Genomic DNA, 21,808 nt, shown 5'->3' with positions numbered 1-21,808 from the left:
CGCTCAATGTGACAAAAGAGAATAATTTGTCTTAACCTAATGTCATTGAACCCGCGTTAGGGATTGAGGTTTTGTTGAAGCTCTTTTTGTGTTGTTGCACCTATATAATACCAAATAAACTTTGAAATAATCGATTAAATTAGTTTCTATTTCCTTTATATTTCAATATAAAATAGAACCGTAACTAAGGCTATGTTTATCTTTTCTATTTTATCTAAAAAAAATTTAATTCAAATTTATTATCAATCATTTCAAAGTTCATTCGATATAACACAAAAAAGCGACTACCGAAATATTTATATTCATGAGTTCCTTAATTTACAATAAAAATCAACGAATAAAGCCCGACCCTTTTCGGGTAACGCCAAAAACACAATTTTTAAATTAACTACGTTTTATTAACTTTACACTACTAAACTAATTACACCTTGTCGTTAAACTTACAAGATATTCCGCGCGTAAAAACGATTACCAAAGCGGACTTTTTAAAGCACTATTTTAAGCCACAAAAACCTGTGGTTATTGAGCGTTTTATTGAAGATTGGCCAGCTTACACCAAGTGGAATTTAGAGTACATGAAAACCATTGGTGGCAATTTAACTGTACCATTATACGATGATAGACCAGTTGATTATAAGGATGGTTTTAATGAGCCACATGCTAAAATGAAACTTAGTGATTATGTGGATTTACTGAAACGGGAGCCAACTAAATATCGTATTTTTTTATGGAATGCCTTAAAAGAAATTCCTGCTTTGCAAAACGATTTTATGTTTCCTGATTTTGGTTTGCGGCTTATGAAAGGTATCCCCATGCTATTTTTTGGAGGACAAGATTCTCACACGTTTATGCATTACGATATTGATTTGGCCAATATTTTTCATTTTCATTTTGAAGGCAAAAAACAATGTATTTTATTTGACCAAAAACAGAATAACTACCTGTATAAAATTCCGCACTCTTTAATTACAAGAGAAGACATTGATTTCAATAACCCAGATTTTGAAAAGTGGCCCATACTTAAAAAGGCTAAAGGTTACAAAACGGAGCTTAATCATGGTGAAGTGTTGTATATGCCAGAAGGTTACTGGCATTACATGCGCTATATAACACCAGGGTTTTCAATGAGTTTGCGTGCCATTGCTAGAAACCCTAAAAACTTTAGCAAAGCGGTTTACAATGTGTTTATTATGCGAAATTTTGATAATATAATGCGCCGCATTAAAGGGCAAAAATGGATTGATTGGAAAAACGAAAAAGCCATTACTAGAACTCATAAACATCTATAAATAAAGCTTTGATATTAGAAAACTTGTAATATCTTTGACCTCTTAAATTTAAAACTCCAAATGATGAAAAATTTAATTTTATTATTAACTATACTTAGCTTTTCGGCTGTGAATGCTCAGGCATATATAGGAAAAGAAGATAACAAATTTCAAGTAGGTGCCAATTTGCAAAAAAATGGTACTGGTATTAATTTAAGTTATGATTACGGTATAGGCGAAAATATCTCGATAGGTGTATCTACCACTTACCTTTTAGGTGTTAATGATGCTTTAAAAAATACTGGTAATGATGATTTAGACGCAGGCTTTGGTGACCGTTTTGATGTTAGAGCCCGTTTTAATGCTAACCTAGGAAACGTAATTAATGTTGACGAAAATTTTGATGTATATCCTGGTTTAAGTCTTGGACTTAAAAACTTTGGTGGGCATTTAGGTGCACGTTACTTCTTTTCGGAAGGTTTTGGTCTTTATACCGAATTAAATGCTCCTTTTGCTAAATACTCCGAACCTTCAAATGCTCCTGAAACATTACACAATCAATTTACTGTTAATTTAGGTGCTGTTTTTAACTTATAAACCTAGACTTTAAAACACCTAAAAAAACGGATTAGGTTTAAAACCTAATCCGCTTTTTTATGGATTTAACCGAAAAACTCTTTGGCCTTTTCGTATACTAAGTGCGTTTCCCAGCCTCTATATAACAGATAATCGATCAATTTCTTTCTTTTTTTATACTTATCGTTTCCTGTAATAGAATTCGCTTTTTTTTCGGCTAAAGCATTGAAAACCTCGATGTATTCCGTGTTTTCTATGTCGCTAAGTGCTTGATTTATATTAACTTTGCCAATGTCTTTTTTCTTTAATTCGAAAGTTAATCGACGTCGGCCCCAAGCCTTAATTCTAAACTTACCGCTTACAAATGTTTTGGCATAACGTGCTTCGTTAAGAAAGTTATGTTTCAAAAGGTGGACTATTACCACGTCGATAGCTTCGGGTATCATGTGTAAAGATTCTAACTTTTTTCGCACTTCTTGATGGCAACGTTCTTGATACGCACAATAATGCTCTAGTTTTCTAGTGGCTTCTTGTACCGTATATGTTTTTTTTGTTTGCATTTGCACCAAAAATAGCAATGTTAAATTAACAATTAGAATAAAAATATATAAAAACCAAATCTACTATACAAAGCCCAGTCTAAGTATAGATTTTAAAACTTATAACTATGAAAAAAATTACTTTATTAATAGTGGTGCTATTGGCTTTTAACTTTGGTTATGGGCAGACTAAAATTGCTGAATTAACTTTTGAATCTGCAGGAGGCTATACAACTAATGATTCAGAGTTTACCGATGGATCACAAGATTATTTTCTTCGTACGGATGGCTCAAATATTTTAAATGAAGATTTTTTTAACCAGCAAGGTTCTTACTACTTTGCAGCGCAAGACACTTCCCCTACGTCTGCGATTCTCCCATTAACTTTACTTTTAGATGATGTAAATATTAATAGTTATACTAGTCTTGAATTTAGGATACACTTAGCTGAAGATGATCTTGGTACTAATCAGCATTGGGATGATACTGACTTTGTGCATATTAATTATGATATTGATAACTCTGGCACATTTACAGATTTATTGTGGATTGAAGGGAGTGGTGGGACAAATACAGAACCATTAATTGACACCAACTTTGATGGGACAGGAGATGGTACTGCCATAACTAGTACCTTTACACAATTTATTGAAAACATTCCTGGAACTGGGTCTTTATTGGACATTGAAATAGAATTTAGACTTAATGCTGGTGGTGAAGATATAGCTGTCGATAATATTGAAATATGGGGTGTTTTATCATGTCCAACAACAACAACTTGGACTGCTGGTGCATGGGATAATGGAATACCAACAAACAATGTAAATGCTGTCATTGATGATAATTACAATACATCAACAGATGGAGGTAGTTTTTCGGCCTGTTCTCTTACAATAAATGCCACAAATAGGTTAACTGTTGATAATGGGGCTTTTGTTGAAGTTGAAAAGGATGTTGTTGTTAATGGAGAACTTTATGTAGAAACTCAAGGTAATTTTGTTCAAAATGATAATAGTGGGACTTTTGTTGGAGTTGGGAGAGTAAATAAACAAACAGCTTCTAAAGCTGCTTGGTATTATTATACTTACTGGAGTTCTCCCGTTATTGGAGAAACGCTCTGGAGTGTTTTCCCTGATGTAGATTATGGCAGACGTTTTTGGTTTGATGCTGCAAATTTTGTTGATACTAATGGGGATAATGTTAACGACAATACTCTTCCTGATTGGAAAATTTCGGATGGAACCATGGATGCAGGTGTTGGCTATGCGGTTGCAGAATCCCAATTTTTTATTCCTGGAATAGGTATAGCAAATTTTGAAGGACAATTTAACACTGGAGATATTACAACAAACATTGCTTTCAACATTGCGAATACTGGTACGTATTGGAATTTAATTGGAAACCCATACCCTTCTGCAATAGATTTTATTGCATTTCAGCAAGCGAATTCTAGTATGGTTAATGGTGTTGCATATTTTTGGTCACAAGCTTCACCACCTGACGCTGCTAATCCCGGAAATGAAGGTTTAAATTTTAATCAAAATGACTATGCAACTTATACTGTAGGAACAGGAGGTGCAGCAGGAGCAAGTGGAGTAACTCCAGATCAATTTATTCCTTCTGGACAAAGTTTTTTTATTGCTGGTTTAGGTAATGGCAATGTAACATTTACCAATGCTATGAGAATGGCTGACGGTACTAGCAATAATCAGTTCTTTAAAAACACAAAGTCTAAAAAGACTTCAAGTAATATTGCTAATAAATTATGGGTTAATTTAACCTCTGATAATGGTGTGTTTAACCAAATATTAGTTGGATATGTAGATGGTGCTACAGATTTAAACGATGGTATGTCATATGATGCTCAAAGATTATTAAAAGCTGATTTTTCAGCGACTTTATATTCATCTATTGAAGATTCCAATGAAAAATTTGCTGTTCAAGGTAAAGCACCTGAAAGTTTAGCTGAAGATGAAATCATCAGCCTTGGTTATAGCACTAATATAGACGTTGCTACACTTTACAAATTATCAATTGCGCAATTACAAGGCGCTTTCTTAACAGAAAATGATGTGTATTTAAAAGACAACCTTTTAAATACAGTACATAACCTATCTGATTCGGATTATACGTTCACATCTGAAGTTGGAGAATTTAACGACCGTTTCGAAATTCATTTTAACTCTTCAGCTTTATCAACTGAAGATATAGATGCCAATTCAAACACTTTAAAAATTGTTGAATTAGAAGATGATGCTGTCCGATTTACAGCTTCAGGAGTTATTAAAACTGTTAGCGTTTTTGATTTGTTAGGAAGACAATTATATCAATTTGAAGGTCATAAAACTTCTGAAACTTATAAATTATCAAATTTAAGTAGCAGTGTTTATATAGCTAAAGTTACCCTATTAAACGGTACAACTATTACAAAAAAAGCATTTAAAAAGTAATTACAAGAAATTATATTTCAAACAAAAGCTCTAGTTAAAAACTAGAGCTTTTGCTTTTTACAAACTATACTTTAATGATAAAATAAGGTTTCTTCCTGCGGATGCAATTCCTGAAGAATAGGTTTTATAACGCTGGTCGGTCATATTTTCTAAACTGGTTGTTATAGAAATTGCATTATTAATTTGGTATTGCGCTCTAAAATTAAGCGTGTACCACGTTGGACTATAGGGGTTCCCATTAGAATCTAAAGCGTAGATATAATCCTTTTCAATTTCAGAAGGCGCCAATTGATAAAAAGATAAATCGCCATTATAATTAGCAAAAAAATCTAATTTTAAGTCATTTAAAGTCCAAAGTAAATGCGTGTTTCCAAAATTTGGGGCTACATGGCGTATAGGCACTTTAATACCATCTTCAACCTCTTTTCCCCCAATTACGGAATACTGTGATGTTAAATCCAATCGCTTAGTAATTGGCATTTTCAAACCTACTTCGAACCCGTAAATCCATGCTCTTGATGCATTTTGTATTGCCTGTACATTACTTAATTCACCATCATAAATAATTTCAGTTTCACCATTTAAACTATAGTGGCGCCTTACTAATGCGTTATCTAAATAGGTGTAATAGGTGCTCATATCCAAAATTAACTTGTCATTAAAGTTTAATTTTAAACCTAGCTCACCACCATAAGCGTATTCTGGCCTCAAGTCTTCATTAGGCACAACTACTGATCCTGGTTCAGAATCGAAAACCTTCCCAACATCATCAATATTAGGTGCTCTAAATGCTGAGGATGCATTTAGTTTCCATTGTATTATTGGATTTGGTGACCAACTTATACCAGCTGTTCCTGTTAATGCTTCAGATTCATTTTTTGTGGAATCAAAAGGTAAATTTAAATAAACGTTATTTTCTGTAAAATCTGCCTTAGAAACTACATAATTAAAGCGCAAACCAGATTGAAACACAAACTTTGTATTAGGCTTATATTTAATGCTTGTATATACTGCAGCCGATTGCCAATTTGAACCATTTGGGTATCTTGAAATGGCCGCTATTTTGGTGTTATTTGAAATATCTTCCTCAAAACCTTCAGACCTTACTTTATTGTAAACATATTCGGCACCATAGAAAAATTGTGTTTTTGTCGAAAACCGCTTTTCTAAATCGAGATTAAAAGAATAGGCATCAACAGATTCCTTACGAATATTCCTTACTGAAGATTGGAAATCTCTATCCATCCTGCTTTCTTTGAAATTTTGAAACGCAAAAGTGGCTTTTATTTTATTGTATAAATTAGATTTACTACTCAATTTTGTAACCTGAAAATTAGTCATAAACCATTGTTGCGGTCCATAATTCCATTCAGCAGAACGCAACACATCATTCCTATAACGAATTAAACGGTCGTATCTTGGAATATCAGATGTTGTGGTATAGTATAAGCCTAAATCAAAGCTTAAATCTTCATAAGGTTCATAATGTGCTTTTTGCATTAAGTTTAGCTGATTATAGCCAGAATATTTTTGAATTAGAGGGTTGCTATTCTGAAGAATCACATCACCTGTTGATGTTTCTAGAGCAAATTCAGGTCTTAAATATTCATCAGGACCATGGCTTCCCATTCTTAAATCATCAAAATCAGTATAACTAGCACTTGTTATAAACCCCCATTTTTTATAACCCAAATTAAAATCAAAATGCCCTGTTCTTTCATTACTTGCAGATGCATATCTTACAACTGCGGCACCACTAAACAATAAGGAGTCTGAATAGGATAATTTAGGTTTTTGAGTATAGAAACTCATAACACCACCAATAGCATCACTTCCGTATATTACGGATCCTGAACCTAAAGTGACTTCTGTATTTTGAATTGAAAAAGGATCAATCGAAATGACATTTTGAATATTTCCGCCTCTAAAAATAGCATTATTCATTCTTACTCCGTCAACAGTAATCAACAGTCTATTTGTTGAAAAACCCCTTATCAGTGGGCTACCGCCCCCTAGTTGGCTTTTTTGAATATAAACTCGTCCCGTACTTTCCAATAAATCAGCACTAGTTTGCGGGTTTTTAAATTGAATGCTTTTGGCATCAACACTTATAATTTTTTGTGGAATGTCTTTTTTATTTTGTTGAAATTTTGATGCTGAAATCACAATTTCTTCTAAACCTTGAGTATTAGAAACCAAAAATATTTTATTTGATTTCCCAATTTGGTTTTTAGCTATAGATTTCAAAACATGTGATAAATGTTTAAAATAAATAAGCTCGTTATCAGAAAACTTATCCAACTCGGCCTCTCCTCTAAAATTAGTAACAACACTTTTAGACTTATCTACATTGTAAATAGCTACACCAAAAATGGGTTCTTTTGTAATATTATTAAGCACTTTTATATTTTGTGCCTGAGAGCAGATAGATACAAGTAAAAAGAAGAATGACAAATAAAAAGACTTCATGTTTTAGCTAAAAACTTGATTAAATACTTGTAATGATTTAGGGGTTTTAAAACTCCCCAAATGTAGTTCAAAATAAAGCAAAATCATACTTAAAAAAGACTGTCTTTGCTTTGCATTAATTTTTATATTTGGTAAAGCATCAAATGTTATGCCTAACAGCTGTTTTAAAAGTGTTAAATTTTCTCCAGAAATAGCATACTTATTGCTTGATCTTAATTCAAACTTACCTTCATATAAATTAAAAAAAGCAGTATCTATGTTACTAGTATCTGGATAAAACCCCAAATACTTAGTTAATTTTAGCAGAAACAGTAGATGAAAGTTGGCATATTCAGATTGCGAATCTAGCCATAAAAGGGTATGTTCTAAATAACTATAAAGTGTTTCATTCTGTTCTTCTTCTTGCAATGTATTTGACAATACTTCAGATAAGAACATAACTATTGAACTTTTTAAAACATGGGAATGTAAACTGGAATATATGTGATTTAACTTTGTTTCTTTAATGCTTTGTAAAGACCTTGTGTTTTTATATGTAAAGACTATTTGTATTTGCGATAACAACTGAAAATAGGCAATTTTCGAGTTTCCTTTTTTGCTTTTTAAAACACCTCTCAATAAAAAACTAACTATACCTACTTCCTGAGTGTAACATTTTACAATTAAGTCATTATCTCTATATTTTAATTTAGATAGAACAATAGCGTTTGTAGTTATAAGCATTATCTAACTACCATTAATTTTAAAACTTTAGTTTCGAAGCTATCCAAATCTGAAAGCATTATTAAATAAACTCCTGATGCTACCACATTGTTTGCTAAATTTTTGCCATTCCAATAAGCTGTCCCACCATCAATCTCCAAATTATAGCCTTGATATCTTCGATTAATTCTAGATTGCGCTTCGGCAACTAGGTTACCTTCAATATCTGTGATTTTTATATTTACATTTTCGGATATATCTTTAATCTTTACTTTTTCCTCAACAATATTAAATCCTGGACGTATTGGATTGGGATAAGCATGGGCACTAGATAAATCTTCTATAGTAGCAGAGCTACCTGAATTAAATGATAAAAGCCCATTAGTTGTAGCGATATAAACCACACCATTTACGCCATCTATTGATACATCATTTATACTATTTGAAGGTAAGGGAGAGTTATCTTTAGTAAAATGAAAAATGGTGTTTTGTCCGTCTGAGGATAAATAAAATAAACCTGCATCCGATGTTCCTATCCACTTATTATTTGAACCATCAACCTCAATATCTGTAATAAGTTGCTGGAATAATAATTCTTTTGCAATACCATCTTCTTCAATTATTATTTCATCTACTCTTAAATCTTCCCCTGTAAAAAAACTTGATGTATTGTATAAAACTCTTAAACCACTGAAAGTACCAATCCAGAGTTGATTTCTATTATCTACTGCAAGAGATGTAACATATTCATGAGGCATATTTTCCTCTTCTTCACTTACATTATTTAATAATGGATTACTACCATTTTCATCAAAAGCAATAACCCCATGTGCATATGAACCTATATATTTAACTCCAGAATTGTCTATCGCAATATCAGAAAAACCAAGGTTTCCACCTCCAAATCCATCACCGATAATATCAGTAAAACTATAAGAATTCCATTGGTTTGAAATTGGGTTATACGATTTTAAGGGTTCATCAATTCTACTTGTGACAGTCCACAATAAACCATCTTGATCGAATATTGAAGCACCTACTCTTAAATCTTTATAACTTGGATTACTAGCTATAACTAACGATTCTAAACCACTATTTGTTTCATTATACAATGTGGCCGGGAAATCTTCATTAACCTCCAAAAGACCACTAAAAAAAGAACTTATAAACACTTGACTATTATTAAATGGATTTATAGCAATTTCGTTTAAACATTTTGCTTCTAATACTTCATCATATGGATTATTAATCCAAATATCATCTTTTAAGTGACTAATTCCTCGGTTATTTAATGGATATGGATTATAAAACAAAGTGTATTCTCCAAAGGTAACCCACAAACCATTAGGTTCAGATTCAATAGAAAATGGCTTATTTGAAAGAGGTCCGTCTGGATGAATTTCTTCAAAAGTTAATATATTGTTTATAGGTGTTTTTAATATCCCTAAATCTTTTGTGCCTATATAAATGTTTTCTGAATCTATTATAGCTGAAGTGAATTGTGTTTCAAAATCTGAATTAATAGGTACTTGAGAAATAATATTAAAATTTGAATCATACACATAGACTTCACTATTGGTAGTAACAATTAAATTTGAATTAACCGATCTTAAATCTAACAGTAAACTTGGGTAGGAAAATAATTCGCTTATTGAACTTCCAATAACTTCATGAATTTTTCGGTTAGTATTTGTAGTATAAAGCCTATCACCATTAGATTCTATACCTAGCCAATTACCTCCCCAAACCACTTCCCAATTTTGATAATCGATTAAATTAGGACTAGAAACTGGTGCTTTTCTTATACCATTCCCTTCTAAACAAGATGCAAAAATATGGTCTTCAAAAATTGTAGTTTGAGTCACAGGGATTTGGCTCCCTCCATTTCCAATAAAGTAAGTATCTCCAAATTCAAGTCTTTCTAAATCATAAACCGAAATACCATAATTTGTTGATATATAAATAAGATTTTGATATGCATTAATATGGTTAATTTTCTTAACAGATGGCGAAATTGTGGGCTTATCAATAATATCAACAACAGATAATATTTCTGAATCATTATCAAATATTACTTCAATAAGTCCATTTTCATATCCAACTACCAATAACTCATAATTATTACTATAATAAATAGTTGAAATACTTTCCCCAGACAAACCATTAACAGTAGTTATCTCCTGCATTTCATTAGTTTGGGTGTCTAAACTAAAAATAGCATTATCTGCAGCTGCATAAATAATATTATTTCCTTGAGTTACATCTTTAATTTCATTGTATGAAAAATGACCTTTCCAAAGCGCTGAAAAATCTTGTGAAAACTGGAATAATGGAAATAGAAAAATTAAAATTGCTATTACTCTTCTATACATAGTTACTTTTTGAATATTCAAATATATTTATAACTAACGAGTTTTACTTGAAAATAATATATTTTAAACAAAAAAGCCTCCTAACAAATCAGGAAGCTTTTTTATAAAATTTAAAAAATTATTTAAACAATGCCTTGCGCTAACATGGCATCGGCAACTTTTACAAACCCAGCAATGTTTGCCCCTCTAACATAATCAATATATCCATCATCATCCTTACCATATTCTAAACAAGATTTATGAATATCTGACATAATATCTTTAAGCTTATTATCAACTTCTTCTCTTGACCATTTAAACCTTAATGAGTTTTGAGTCATTTCTAAACCAGATGTAGCTACACCACCAGCATTAGAAGCTTTTCCTGGAGCAAACAGTATTTTAGCTTTGTGGAAAGCAGCAATAGCTTCTTTAGTAGAAGGCATATTAGCCCCTTCACTTACACAAATACAACCATTATCTAAAAGTGCTTTTGCGTCCTCCTCATTTAGTTCATTTTGAGTAGCACACGGTAAAGCAACATCACACTTAACTTCCCAAGGAGTTTTTCCTTTTACGTATTTTGCATGTGTATACTTTTTTAAATACTCATTTATTCTGCCTCGTTTAACATTTTTAAGTTCCATAACGAAAGCTAACTTTTCTTCATTTATTCCGTCAGCATCATAAATATAACCTGATGAATCTGAAAGCGTTAAAACCTTTCCTCCTAATTGGATCACTTTTTCTGCAGCATATTGTGCTACATTACCAGAACCAGAAATAACAACATCTTTGCCTTCGATGGTATCATTTTTAGTTTCAAGCATTTTTTGAGCAAAGTATACGTTACCGTACCCAGTAGCTTCTGGTCTAATTAACGAACCTCCCCAAGACATACCTTTTCCTGTTAAAACTCCTGTAAACTCATTTCTTAGTTTTTTATACATCCCAAATAAGAAACCAATTTCTCTAGTACCAACACCTATATCTCCTGCTGGAACATCAGTATTTGGGCCTATGTACCTAAACAATTCACTCATAAAAGCATGGCAAAAACGCATAATTTCATTATCCGATTTACCTTTTGGATTAAAATCACTTCCTCCTTTTCCTCCACCCATTGGCAGTGTAGTTAGAGAATTTTTAAATACCTGCTCAAAGGCTAAAAATTTTAAAATACTGGCATTTACTGTAGGATGAAAACGCAAACCACCTTTATATGGGCCAATTGCTGAATTCATTTGAACCCTATAACCCCTATTGACTTGTATTTCTCCATCATCATCTACCCATGAGACTCTAAAAGAAATTAATCGTTCTGGCTCAACCATTCTAAGTAGAATGTTTTTACCATAATAGATATCATGTTTGACAATATAAGGAATCACAGTTTCTGCTACTTCCTCTACGGCTTGTAAAAACTCTGGTTCATGCCCATTTCTCTCTTTTACAAGGTCTAAAAACGCTTCAATGGTTTGTTTCATATTTACAATTATTGCAACTTTATTTATTAAATAAGTAATTTATAGGTTCAAATATACGTTATATTCAAAAAAATGTGTATTTTTTTTTGAATTTCGTAATAAAAATTTTAACAGGGTTTTCCTGCAATTTATTAATGTTTGTTTGTTTTACTAGTTTTTATATATTTGCTTTTAATAATGCCCTCAAAAAAATAAACCTTTTATGCTTAACTTGAAACATTTAGCTTCAGCTTTTTGCTTGTTTCTTTTAATTCAAACAGCCAATGCGCAACTGGGCTTTTCTCATGAAATAGGTGTTATTGCTGGTCCAGTACAATTTAGATCTGATTTTGGTGTTCGTGAGGATTCAAAAACAAATTTTGGCAATTCTGGCTTTGGAATAGGGATTGTTCACTATTTAAATTTTTCATATAGAGCAGATTGTAATTGCTATACTACGGATACTTATTTTAATGACCATTTTAAATTAAGAAACGAACTCTCTTATAATAAAACAAATTTAGAACATCTTGGAAAATGGGTTGCTCCTGACCGTACATCATCTGATGCCGACAAATTAAGAGCCCATAAAGGTGTTGCAGAAAATCTTGATATTGGTACTCAACTAGAGTTTTTTCCTTTAAGCATTCGCGATTTTCAAGGATTTGCCTATAGCTTTGCTCCTTTTGTGAGTTTGGGTGTTCATTACACGTCTTTTACTCCCGGAGTAAGTACTACTTACGCTAATCTAGACCCTACTGCTATTGGTGATATTACAGACCCTAGTAACTTTCATTCTGCTTGGGATCCTGGTTCGGTTGATGCTTCACCAGGAAGTGCATGGTCTGTAGTTTCTAGTGTTGGTGTTAGGTATAAACTAACTAAGTTATCTGATTTAATGTTAGATTTAAGATGGCAATACTATTTTAACGACCGTATAGATGGATTAAACCATCAGTTAGACTCTAATAAAAATGATGATTGGCTCGTTTGGTTAAACATTGGATATATATATTATCTAGATTAATAAAATTACCCTATAGCTTGCTTTAAATCAGCAATCAAATCATCTATATCCTCAATACCTACACTAAGCCTAATTAAAGAATCTACCACTCCAGTTTTTTCTCGTTCTTCTTTTGGTATACTTGCATGTGTCATGCTTGCAGGATGTCCAGAAAGCGATTCTACACCACCTAACGATTCTGCCAAAGTAAATACTTTAAGTTTTTCAACAATCTTTATAGCTTCTTCATAATTATTTCCTTTAGTGGTAAAAGATATCATACCACCAAAATCACTCATTTGACTTTTGGCTATTTCATGATTTGGATGATTTTTAAACCCAGGCCAATACACCTTTTCAATTTTTGGATGACTTGCTAAATATTCTGCTACTGCTTTACCGTTTTCACAGTGGCGTTGCATTCTAACATGTAATGTTTTAATTCCTCTTAATACTAAAAAGCTATCTTGAGGACCACAAATTGCACCACTAGCATTTTGAACAAAATATAACCTATCTGCCAAGTCTTTATCTTTAACTATTAAAGCTCCCATAACCACATCACTATGTCCGCCTAGATATTTAGTTGCAGAATGCATAACAATATCGGCTCCTAAATTAAGTGGCTGTTGTAAATATGGCGTGGCAAATGTATTATCTACAGCCAATAAGACCTTATGCGCTTTTGCTATTTTTGACACGGCCTTAATATCTATAATATTCATCATAGGGTTTGTAGGTGTTTCAACCCAAATAAGTTTCGTGTTTTGATTAACGTAATCTTCTATATTTGAAGCATTTTGCATGCCTATAAAATGAAATTTAATTCCGAAATCTTGAAATATTTTAGTAAACAGCCTAAATGAACCCCCATACAAATCATTAGTAGAAATTACTTCATCACCAGGCTTTAGGATTTTAATTACGGCATCAATAGCAGCTAGTCCAGAACCAAATGCCAAGCCATACTTACCGTTTTCAATACTTGCAAAAGCGTTTTCTAGAGCATTTCTAGTGGGGTTATGAGTTCTTGAGTATTCATACCCTTTATGCCCTCCAGGTGTAGTTTGAGTATATGTAGTTGTTTGATATATTGGAGGCATAACTGCTCCATAAGCCTTATCATGTTCTTGGCCTCCGTGAATTGTTTTTGTATTAAATTTCATTTTATTCATATTTACACAAAAATAAGTTTTAATTCGGTGTATCCAAATGCATTAATTATCTTTAATATGAATTTATATTTAACATATGCGCTGCTATAAATATCTTATACCATTTTGTTGTCTTTTAGTTTTTTTTAGTTGTAAAGAAGAACAGAAAACTATTTTTATAGATACAAATATTACTACAAAAGGTAATTCCATTGTAGAAGTAAACATTCCTCAATTTGATGCACAAGAAATAGTATCAAATCAGATAAATTCTGAAATTCAAAATATAGTTATTGCGGCCTTACAAATTGGAAATCAAGATGGAACAACCTCAACTTCAATAGAAGAAAGTATTGATTCTTTTAATAATGAATATAAAACGTTTAAAAGTGATTTTCCAGAATCTTCACATCAGTGGGAGGCTCAAATTGACGGCGAAGTTATGTATCAATCTTCAGAACTTATAAGTGTTGCCATAACAGCATTCACAAATACTGGCGGTGCTCATGGTAATTTAAATATTACTTTTTTAAACTTTAATTCTAAAACCGGACAACGCATTAAAAACAACAAACTTTTTAAAGACATTGAAGCTTTTAAAACACTTACCAAACCATTTTTTAAAGAAGCTACAAAGGGCAAAAGTTTATTGCAGGATTATAAACAATTCAAACTTCCAGCAAATATTGGATATAGTGAAGATGGCATAGTGCTGCTTTACAATACTTTTGAAATTGCCCCTTACTCAACTGGCATTATTGAGTTTGTTATTCCTTTTGAAAACACTAAGTCTAATTTAGTTTTTAACAGTCTTTAAAAGCGCTAAAATATAGCCGTAATGTAAACCTTCATGAATTACTATAAATTGCAAAGCCTCATCAATATTATTTAAGGTATTTCCTGTTGTTGATACTGTATAGCTATTATATGTTTTAAACACCTCATTATTGTAATCAAGTTTTGTTTTTTCAATGGTTGAAAATAACAACTCTTTTATTTCATTAACATCATCTTGAGTTAAATCGCCTTCAGGTTTTGAATCTTTTCTGTATTTATTAATCAAATCATCAGAAAGTGTTGATTCTAAACCAGACAATTTATAAGCCAATAATTGCTCTGAAACTACAGTATGACCAATATTCCAAATGATGTTATTATTGAATCCTTCTGGGATTTTATTTAAATCTTCTAACGTATTGTTTTCAATAATTTCATTAAAAATTGCTCTTGTATTTTTTAAAACCTGAAATGTAAAATCCATTTTATTTATTTTTTCGATAAATATAGTTTTAATTTGTTTTTATAAATAATCAAATCCATGAAAAAAGTATATTATTTAAAGACCTGCAATACCTGCACTAGAATTTTAAACGAACTGCATTTATCTTCTGAATTTATTTTACAGGATATTAAATCTGAACCTATTACAGTTAAACAAGTTGAAGATATGGAAGCTTTATCAGGGAGTTATGAAGCATTGTTTAGTAAACGTGCTAAACTTTACAAAGAAATGGACTTAAAAAATCAAGATTTAACTGAACGTGATTATAAACATTACATTCTTGAACACTACACGTTTTTAAGCAGACCTGTTATTATTGTTGATAATCAGATTTTTGTAGGGAATTCTAAAAAAACTATTGAAGCTGCAAAAAGTTTTATTAATTCTTAGTATTTGGAAACAAAATAAAAAAGTCCAACATTTATGTTGGACTTTTTTTGCTCCTTCTCTTGGGCTCGAACCAAGGACCCTCTGATTAACAGTCAGATGCTCTAACCAACTGAGCTAAGAAGGAGTGTGTTTTTCGCTTTTGCGAGCGCAAATATATATTAATTTTTAATTACTAACAATATAATTACAAAAAAAATTATTCAAAAATAGCTTTATAAATATCATTCCCGTTTGCAAACAAAACTAAAGCTATTAAGATAAAGAAACCTACCATTTGAGCATACTCCATAAATTTATCTCCTGGCTTTCTTCCAGACACCATTTCATATAATAAAAACATTACATGACCTCCATCTAATGCTGGTATTGGTAATAAATTTAAAACTCCTAACATGATGGATAAAAATGCTGTTAAATACCAAAATGCTTGCCAATTCCATACAGGCGGAAACATATTACCTATAGCAGCAAATCCTCCAATTTGTGATGCTCCTTTTTTAGTAAATATATATTTAAACTGAGCTAAATAATCTTTAATTTCCCAAAATGCTTGACTAAGACCTCCTGATATACTTTCAGAAAAAGTATACTCTTTCTCATAATATTTTATATAAGTTGAATCTGTTTTTGTGGTAACTATACCTATCAACTTATCTTCATCAGGTGTTATTACTAAATTTAGTTTTTCATTATTACGTTCTACTTGCAAAGCTATGTCTTTTTTAACATTATTTTTTACACCATAAGTAAAGTCTGAAAAATAAGTGATTGGCTCTCCATTTATTGCAACAATTTTATCTTTTGGTAGTAATCCTGCATTTGCGGCAGGAGAACCTTCTACTATTGAATCTAGTTGAAAAGGAGAACGTGGTTCTAGTGCAGGTAAATCTCCAGCCTCAAATAATTGAGTACCTATATCTTCAGGAAGTTTAATTTCTTCAATAGTGCCATTTAGATGTTCTACTTTAACGTTATCAACATCACGAAACATTAAATACTTGTTTATAGGAATAGTAATCTCTTCAAGAGGTTCATCATTTATAGAGATTATTTTATCGCCTTGTTGAAAACCATAATTTTCCAATGTTTTAGTAACTCCATAGCCATACTTTGCTCCATCTTTTGTAGTATAGTTATTTCCCCAAACCGCTAACATTATTATAAATAAAACTATGGCTAAAATAAAATTAACTGTAACTCCACCTAACATAATAATTAATCGTTGCCATGCAGGTTTAGAACGGAACTCCCAAGGCTGTGGCTCTTGAGCCATTTGCTGGGTATCCATACTCTCATCTATCATTCCAGAAATTTTTACATAGCCACCAAGAGGTAACCAACCAATACCATAAACTGTTTCGCCAATTTTCTTTTTAAATAATGAAAATTTTACATCAAAAAACAAATAAAACTTCTCTACTCTAGTTTTAAAAATCTTAGCAGGTATAAAGTGTCCTAACTCATGTAAAACAACTAATATGGAAAGACTCAAAAGCAATTGAGCTCCTTTTATTAAAAATACTGACATCTACAATTTTTTTATAATCGCACAAAAGTAAGCTTTTAAACCAAGTTTAAAAAGTCATTCGTCTAATGGAGTTCGATTTAACAATAATTTATGTTTGGTATAAATGTATTGACACTAAAAATCATCGTATTTTTGTATAAGTTTTAAGTAAAAATTCGAAAAAATGCTGTCTTTTTTTAAAGATTACAAAGTATTTGCCATTGTATTTGGTGTTATCTCTGTCATCATAATTGCTATTATTTATAAAACCTTAAACGTTTATCAACCATTGCCTATTTATCAACCTACAATGGTAAGCACAGAACTTGTTGATAGTACTATTCAGCATCACAAAAAATATCATAAAATAGCAGATTTTAGTTTAACAAATCAAAACGGAAAAACCATTACACAAAACGATTATAAGGGTAAAATTTATATTGCCGACTTCTTTTTTACCACATGCAGAACAATTTGTCCAATTATGACAACTAATATGGCTGAAATTCAGAAAGAAATTTTAAATGATAATGACGTAATGTTGCTCTCGCATTCTGTTACTCCTGAAATTGATACTGTAGCTCAATTAAAACGGTATGCCATTAAAAAAGGAGTAAATGATAAAAAATGGAACTTAGTAACTGGTGATAAAAAGACCATTTACAAACTAGCACGTAAAAGTTATTTAGCTGTAAAAGATAACGGTGATGGTGGTCCTTTTGATATGGTACATACCGAAAATTTTATGCTAATTGATAAAAAACGACAAATAAGGGGGTTTTATGATGGTACAGATTCTGAAGACATAGGCCGTTTACTCGATGATATTTTGATTTTGAAAAAAGAATATGAACATTAAGTTTGCATAAAAAAGGCTGTCTTTTCAGACAACCTCTTTTTTTCATAATGTTTATAATTATTTGAAACGTCTTTTTGAATTCCAAACTAAAGAACTTGCGTTGCTAAATTTTTTAGTTTTCGTTCCAACTTTACTTTCTACTACTATTCTATTACTTGTTTTCATAATATTATTTTTTTGGGGTTTTAATAATTATTCTGATGCAAATTTAAGCCGCTTATAATCCATGAAAAACAACAGATTTGGTAAGTTTATATACTATATTAACCCCACAATACTTAAATAAGCTATTTGTATGTTAAAATGTCACTAAATTGAAAGGTGGCTGTGTTTGGGATTACATAGAAATGTCCGACTCTGGAGTAAAGCTCAAAGAATTATTTATATATTAAAAACTTTTTAGCTTTTCCCTTTTAAACTTTTACACTATTTTTGCTTCTTTAAAATCAATCTAAATAAGCTTGCAAGATACTTTAGCACACTTAAAACGCGGTGAACGAGCCATTATTACTGATGTTTCATCTATACATATTCCATTAAAATTACTAGAAATGGGTTGTTTACCTGGTAATTCTGTGCAGTTAGTTCAAGTTGCTCCATTTCAAGACCCTATGTACTTAAACATAAACGGTTCGCATTTAGCTATTAGAAAAGAAACAGCTTCTCATATTTTAATTGAAAAAATAGCGCATGAGTAAACAAATAAATGTAGCGCTAATTGGTAACCCAAACACTGGAAAAACCTCGGTTTTTAATGCTTTAACGGGCTTAAACCAAAAGGTTGGTAATTATCCTGGTATTACGGTTGAAAAAAAACAGGGTATTTGTAAACTCCCTCGTGGCGTAAAAGCCCATATTATTGATTTACCAGGGACCTATAGTTTAAATGCGTCTTCGCTTGATGAGAATGTTGTTATTGAGCTTTTGCTTAATAAAAATGATAAAGATTTCCCAGATATTGCCGTTGTAGTTACCGATGTTGAAAATTTAAAACGAAATCTTTTACTTTTTACTCAAATAAAAGATTTAGAAATACCAACCCTATTAGTTATTAATATGGCTGATCGTATGAGCTATAAGGGTATTTCTTTAGATATTGATTATTTGGAAGAAAAGCTAAATACTAAAATTGCCCTTATTAGTACACGAAAAAATCAAGGTATTGATAAATTGAAACAGCTTATCTCAAATTATAAAGACGTTTCTATTGAACCCTGCATAGATACCACACAAATTGATGTTAATTACTTTGAAAACTTAAAAAATGCATTTCCAAATCAACTCCTTTACAAACTTTGGCTTGTTATTACCCAAGATGTAAATTTTGGAAAAACCGATAGAAATGAAATTGACCCTGTTGCCAATTTTAAAACAAAAAGTAAAGCCGACTTAAAACGTTTGCAGCAAAAAGAAACTATAAAACGCTATCAATTCATTAATGCTGCATTAGATCAAGGGCAATCTATTGACTTAAGTCAAGCTAAAGATTTACGTATTAAATTAGATAGAATTTTAACCCATAAAGTTTGGGGTTACGTTATTTTTGGCATCATTTTACTCACAATATTTCAAGCTATTTACGACTGGTCGAGCGTGCCTATGGATTTTATTGATGGCTTGTTTGCTTCATTAAGCGAATGGACAAAAAACCAATTACCGCATGGTGCCTTTACGAGTTTACTGGCTGAAGGTATTATACCTGGTTTGGGTGGTATTATTATTTTTATACCACAAATTGCTTTTCTATTCTTATTTATTGCTGTGCTTGAAGAAAGCGGTTATATGAGTCGGGTTGTGTTTTTAATGGATCGAATCATGCGACGTTTTGGCCTTAGTGGTAAAAGTGTTGTGCCGCTTATTTCTGGAACTGCTTGCGCTATTCCAGCTATTATGGCAACTCGTAACATTGAAAGCTGGAAAGAGCGTTTAATTACCATTTTGGTAACACCGTTTACAACATGTTCTGCTCGATTGCCAGTATATCTTATTATAATTGCTTTAGTGATACCTGAAGGTAGATTTATTGGATTAAGCTACCAAGCGTTAACCTTAATGCTACTTTATCTTATTGGGTTTGGAACCGCCATTATATCGGCATATATTTTAAATCGAATTTTAAAAATAAGAAGCAAAACGTTTTTTGTTATTGAAATGCCTAATTATAAATTACCACTATTTAAAAATGTGGCTTTAACAGTTATTGAAAAAACAAAAGCATTTATTTTTGGTGCTGGTAAAATTATTTTAGCTATTTCCATTATTCTTTGGTTTTTAGCATCTTATGGCCCTGGGGAACAATTTAATAATGCTGAAGAAATTGTAAAAAAAGAATTTGCTTCTGAAAACTTACCTACTGAAATATTACAGCAAAAAATAGCATCACACAAACTAGAACATTCGTTTATTGGTATTGCAGGTCATGCCATAGAACCAACTATAAGGCCTCTAGGATACGACTGGAAAATCGGTATTGCATTAATAAGTAGCTTTGCTGCCCGCGAGGTTTTCGTGGGTACTTTAGCAACCATATATAGTGTTGGTAGCGATGATGAAGATACCATAAAAAACAGAATGGCTGGAGAAGTAAACCCAGTTTTAGGTGGGCCATTATTTACCATAGCCTCTGGCATATCTTTACTATTATTCTATGCCTTTGCTATGCAATGTATGAGTACTTTGGCAATTGTAAAAAAAGAAACCAACAGTTGGAAATGGCCTATCTTACAATTAGTGATTATGACAGCCTTTGCGTATATTGTGGCTTTAATAGCCTTTCAGTTTTTGAAATGATATTGAAACAAATTCGACTATTTAATTATGAACGACATCGTACAAAACATATTAGTTTTTACTGCAATGGTTTTAGCCATGTCTTTTTTGATTAAAAAATTCTTTTGGAAAAAATCAAAACCTAAAAAGGTTTGCGGTGGCGACGATGGATGCGGGTGCCACTAAACTCTATTAAGAAACAGTATTACTTTTTCACCTGTAGATTTAAGTAATTAAGATATCCCTTTGAAAACTTAAATAAGTAACTAAACACCCATAAAAACATATAACTTTGATTATTGGTTTAAAAAAGAATTAGAGTTGATACTGTTACTAATTCATTTATGACACCTTCACAAACAAGTTATTAGCAATCATATTAGATATAATTAGCTCTTTATTTTTTATTTTAATAGTAATAGAATTATCAAAAGGTTCACGGTGAGAAACCACTAATTCTGTTCCTAATGCTATCTTGTTCTTATCTAAATACTTTAAAAAATCTGATGAAGAATCTTGAACACCAACACAAATACATTGATCTCCTATTATAGTCTCAGAAAGTAAAATTTTGTCAATTTTATTTATTTTTCCTGTTTTATCTGGTATAGGATCTCCATGGGGATCATGTGTAGGAAATTCTAAAAAAGCATCTAATTGACTAATTAATTTTTTAGATTTTATATGCTCTAGCTGTTCTGCTACTTCATGTACTTCGTCCCATGAGAAATTTAGTTTTTCAACTAAAAACACTTCCCAAAGTCTATGTTTTCTAACAATATTTATCGCAATTTCTTTACCCTCTTCAGTTAAAGTAACACCTTGATATTTTTTATAATTTGCATATCCTTTATCTGATAATTTCTTAACCATATCGGTTACAGAAGACGCCTTAGTTTCCATTTCTTTGGCAATAGAATTTGTGCTTACATTATCAACACCATACTTTCCTAAATGGTAAATAGCCTTTATATAGTTTTCTTCTGTGAGCGTTATCATCCTAAAAATTTAGATATAATA

The 21,808-nt window shown here is 31.5% G+C and carries 19 protein-coding genes and 1 tRNA gene; 10 read left to right on the top strand and 10 right to left on the bottom strand.

The window, feature by feature from the left end; genetic code table 11:
* Positions 1-428: 428 nt before the first annotated feature.
* The gene (locus Q0870_RS12535; protein WP_298555858.1) at positions 429-1,289 is read left to right on the top strand and encodes a cupin-like domain-containing protein; all 861 of its coding nucleotides are present in this window, start codon (positions 429-431) and stop codon (positions 1,287-1,289) included.
* Positions 1,290-1,349: 60 nt separating this feature from the next.
* A complete protein-coding gene (locus tag Q0870_RS12530) occupies positions 1,350-1,865 on the top strand; it encodes a DUF6646 family protein (protein WP_363317967.1) in 516 nt (171 codons plus the stop codon).
* A 65-nt stretch (positions 1,866-1,930) separates the two neighbouring features.
* On the opposite strand, the gene Q0870_RS12525 is transcribed toward Q0870_RS12530, so the two are convergent.
* Positions 1,931-2,404 (bottom strand): regulatory protein RecX, encoded by a 474-nt coding sequence (locus tag Q0870_RS12525; protein ID WP_298555856.1) that lies wholly within the window; start codon positions 2,402-2,404, stop codon positions 1,931-1,933.
* A 107-nt stretch (positions 2,405-2,511) separates the two neighbouring features.
* On the opposite strand from Q0870_RS12525, the gene Q0870_RS12520 reads away from it, so the two are divergent.
* Positions 2,512-4,833 (top strand): T9SS type A sorting domain-containing protein, encoded by a 2,322-nt coding sequence (locus Q0870_RS12520; RefSeq protein ID WP_298555855.1) that lies wholly within the window; start codon positions 2,512-2,514, stop codon positions 4,831-4,833.
* 57 nt (positions 4,834-4,890) lie between these two features.
* Here the strand turns inward: Q0870_RS12520 and Q0870_RS12515 are convergent, their stop codons facing one another.
* The 4 genes from Q0870_RS12515 to gdhA form a co-directional block, all read right to left on the bottom strand.
* Positions 4,891-7,302, bottom strand: a complete 2,412-nt coding sequence (locus tag Q0870_RS12515) for a TonB-dependent receptor (RefSeq protein WP_298555854.1) — start codon at positions 7,300-7,302, stop codon at positions 4,891-4,893.
* A gap of 3 nt (positions 7,303-7,305) precedes the next feature.
* On the bottom strand, positions 7,306-8,025 hold the full coding sequence (gene recO / locus Q0870_RS12510) for a DNA repair protein RecO (RefSeq protein WP_298555852.1): 720 nt from the start codon (positions 8,023-8,025) through the stop codon (positions 7,306-7,308).
* Entirely contained in the window at positions 8,025-10,376 is a 2,352-nt protein-coding gene (locus Q0870_RS12505) for a two-component regulator propeller domain-containing protein (RefSeq protein WP_298555850.1), read from the bottom strand. Before Q0870_RS12505 ends, recO begins: the two co-directional genes overlap by 1 nt.
* Positions 10,377-10,498: 122 nt before the next feature.
* Positions 10,499-11,842 (bottom strand): NADP-specific glutamate dehydrogenase, encoded by a 1,344-nt coding sequence (gene gdhA, locus Q0870_RS12500; protein ID WP_298555849.1) that lies wholly within the window; start codon positions 11,840-11,842, stop codon positions 10,499-10,501.
* Positions 11,843-12,044: 202 nt separating this feature from the next.
* Here gdhA and Q0870_RS12495 point away from each other — a divergent pair, with 202 nt between their 5' ends.
* Positions 12,045-12,848, top strand: coding sequence for a glutamate dehydrogenase (locus Q0870_RS12495; RefSeq protein ID WP_298555848.1), 804 nt, complete (start codon positions 12,045-12,047; stop codon positions 12,846-12,848).
* A 5-nt stretch (positions 12,849-12,853) separates the two neighbouring features.
* Here the strand turns inward: Q0870_RS12495 and Q0870_RS12490 are convergent, their stop codons facing one another.
* Positions 12,854-13,993, bottom strand: a complete 1,140-nt coding sequence (locus Q0870_RS12490; RefSeq protein ID WP_298555847.1) for a cystathionine gamma-synthase — start codon at positions 13,991-13,993, stop codon at positions 12,854-12,856.
* Positions 13,994-14,078: 85 nt separating this feature from the next.
* Between Q0870_RS12490 and Q0870_RS12485 the strand changes: the two genes are divergently transcribed.
* Positions 14,079-14,798 (top strand): DUF3298 and DUF4163 domain-containing protein, encoded by a 720-nt coding sequence (locus tag Q0870_RS12485; RefSeq protein WP_298555846.1) that lies wholly within the window; start codon positions 14,079-14,081, stop codon positions 14,796-14,798.
* Here Q0870_RS12485 and Q0870_RS12480 read toward each other — a convergent pair.
* Entirely contained in the window at positions 14,778-15,242 is a 465-nt protein-coding gene (locus tag Q0870_RS12480; RefSeq protein ID WP_298555845.1) for a DinB family protein, read from the bottom strand. The two genes, Q0870_RS12485 and Q0870_RS12480, sit on opposite strands and share 21 nt — an antisense overlap.
* Before the next feature lie 57 nt (positions 15,243-15,299).
* Between Q0870_RS12480 and Q0870_RS12475 the strand changes: the two genes are divergently transcribed.
* Complete coding sequence (locus Q0870_RS12475) at positions 15,300-15,653, top strand: ArsC/Spx/MgsR family protein (protein WP_298555844.1); 354 nt, start codon at positions 15,300-15,302, stop codon at positions 15,651-15,653.
* A gap of 50 nt (positions 15,654-15,703) precedes the next feature.
* On the opposite strand, the gene Q0870_RS12470 is transcribed toward Q0870_RS12475, so the two are convergent.
* Both Q0870_RS12470 and rseP read right to left on the bottom strand, forming a co-directional pair.
* A tRNA-Asn gene (locus Q0870_RS12470) sits at positions 15,704-15,777 on the bottom strand.
* 72 nt (positions 15,778-15,849) lie between these two features.
* The gene (rseP, locus tag Q0870_RS12465; protein ID WP_298555843.1) at positions 15,850-17,181 is read right to left on the bottom strand and encodes an RIP metalloprotease RseP; all 1,332 of its coding nucleotides are present in this window, start codon (positions 17,179-17,181) and stop codon (positions 15,850-15,852) included.
* A gap of 163 nt (positions 17,182-17,344) precedes the next feature.
* Here rseP and Q0870_RS12460 point away from each other — a divergent pair, with 163 nt between their 5' ends.
* From Q0870_RS12460 to Q0870_RS12445, 4 genes are all read left to right on the top strand, one after another.
* A complete protein-coding gene (locus Q0870_RS12460) occupies positions 17,345-18,019 on the top strand; it encodes an SCO family protein (protein ID WP_298555842.1) in 675 nt (224 codons plus the stop codon).
* 461 nt (positions 18,020-18,480) lie between these two features.
* A complete protein-coding gene (locus tag Q0870_RS12455) occupies positions 18,481-18,717 on the top strand; it encodes a FeoA family protein (protein WP_298555841.1) in 237 nt (78 codons plus the stop codon).
* Positions 18,710-20,809 (top strand): ferrous iron transport protein B, encoded by a 2,100-nt coding sequence (gene feoB, locus Q0870_RS12450; protein ID WP_298555840.1) that lies wholly within the window; start codon positions 18,710-18,712, stop codon positions 20,807-20,809. Before Q0870_RS12455 ends, feoB begins: the two co-directional genes overlap by 8 nt.
* Positions 20,810-20,836: 27 nt before the next feature.
* A complete protein-coding gene (locus Q0870_RS12445) occupies positions 20,837-20,974 on the top strand; it encodes a FeoB-associated Cys-rich membrane protein (RefSeq protein ID WP_298555839.1) in 138 nt (45 codons plus the stop codon).
* Positions 20,975-21,130: 156 nt separating this feature from the next.
* On the opposite strand, the gene Q0870_RS12440 is transcribed toward Q0870_RS12445, so the two are convergent.
* Entirely contained in the window at positions 21,131-21,787 is a 657-nt protein-coding gene (locus Q0870_RS12440; RefSeq protein ID WP_298555838.1) for a metal-dependent transcriptional regulator, read from the bottom strand.
* Between the last annotated feature and the right edge of the window lie 21 nt (positions 21,788-21,808).

The organism is uncultured Algibacter sp., assembly GCF_947487575.1.
Lineage (GTDB): Bacteria > Bacteroidota > Bacteroidia > Flavobacteriales > Flavobacteriaceae > Algibacter_B.
The sequence above is the reverse complement of the archived record's forward strand: the minus strand, read 5'-3'. Positions and strand labels throughout refer to the sequence as shown.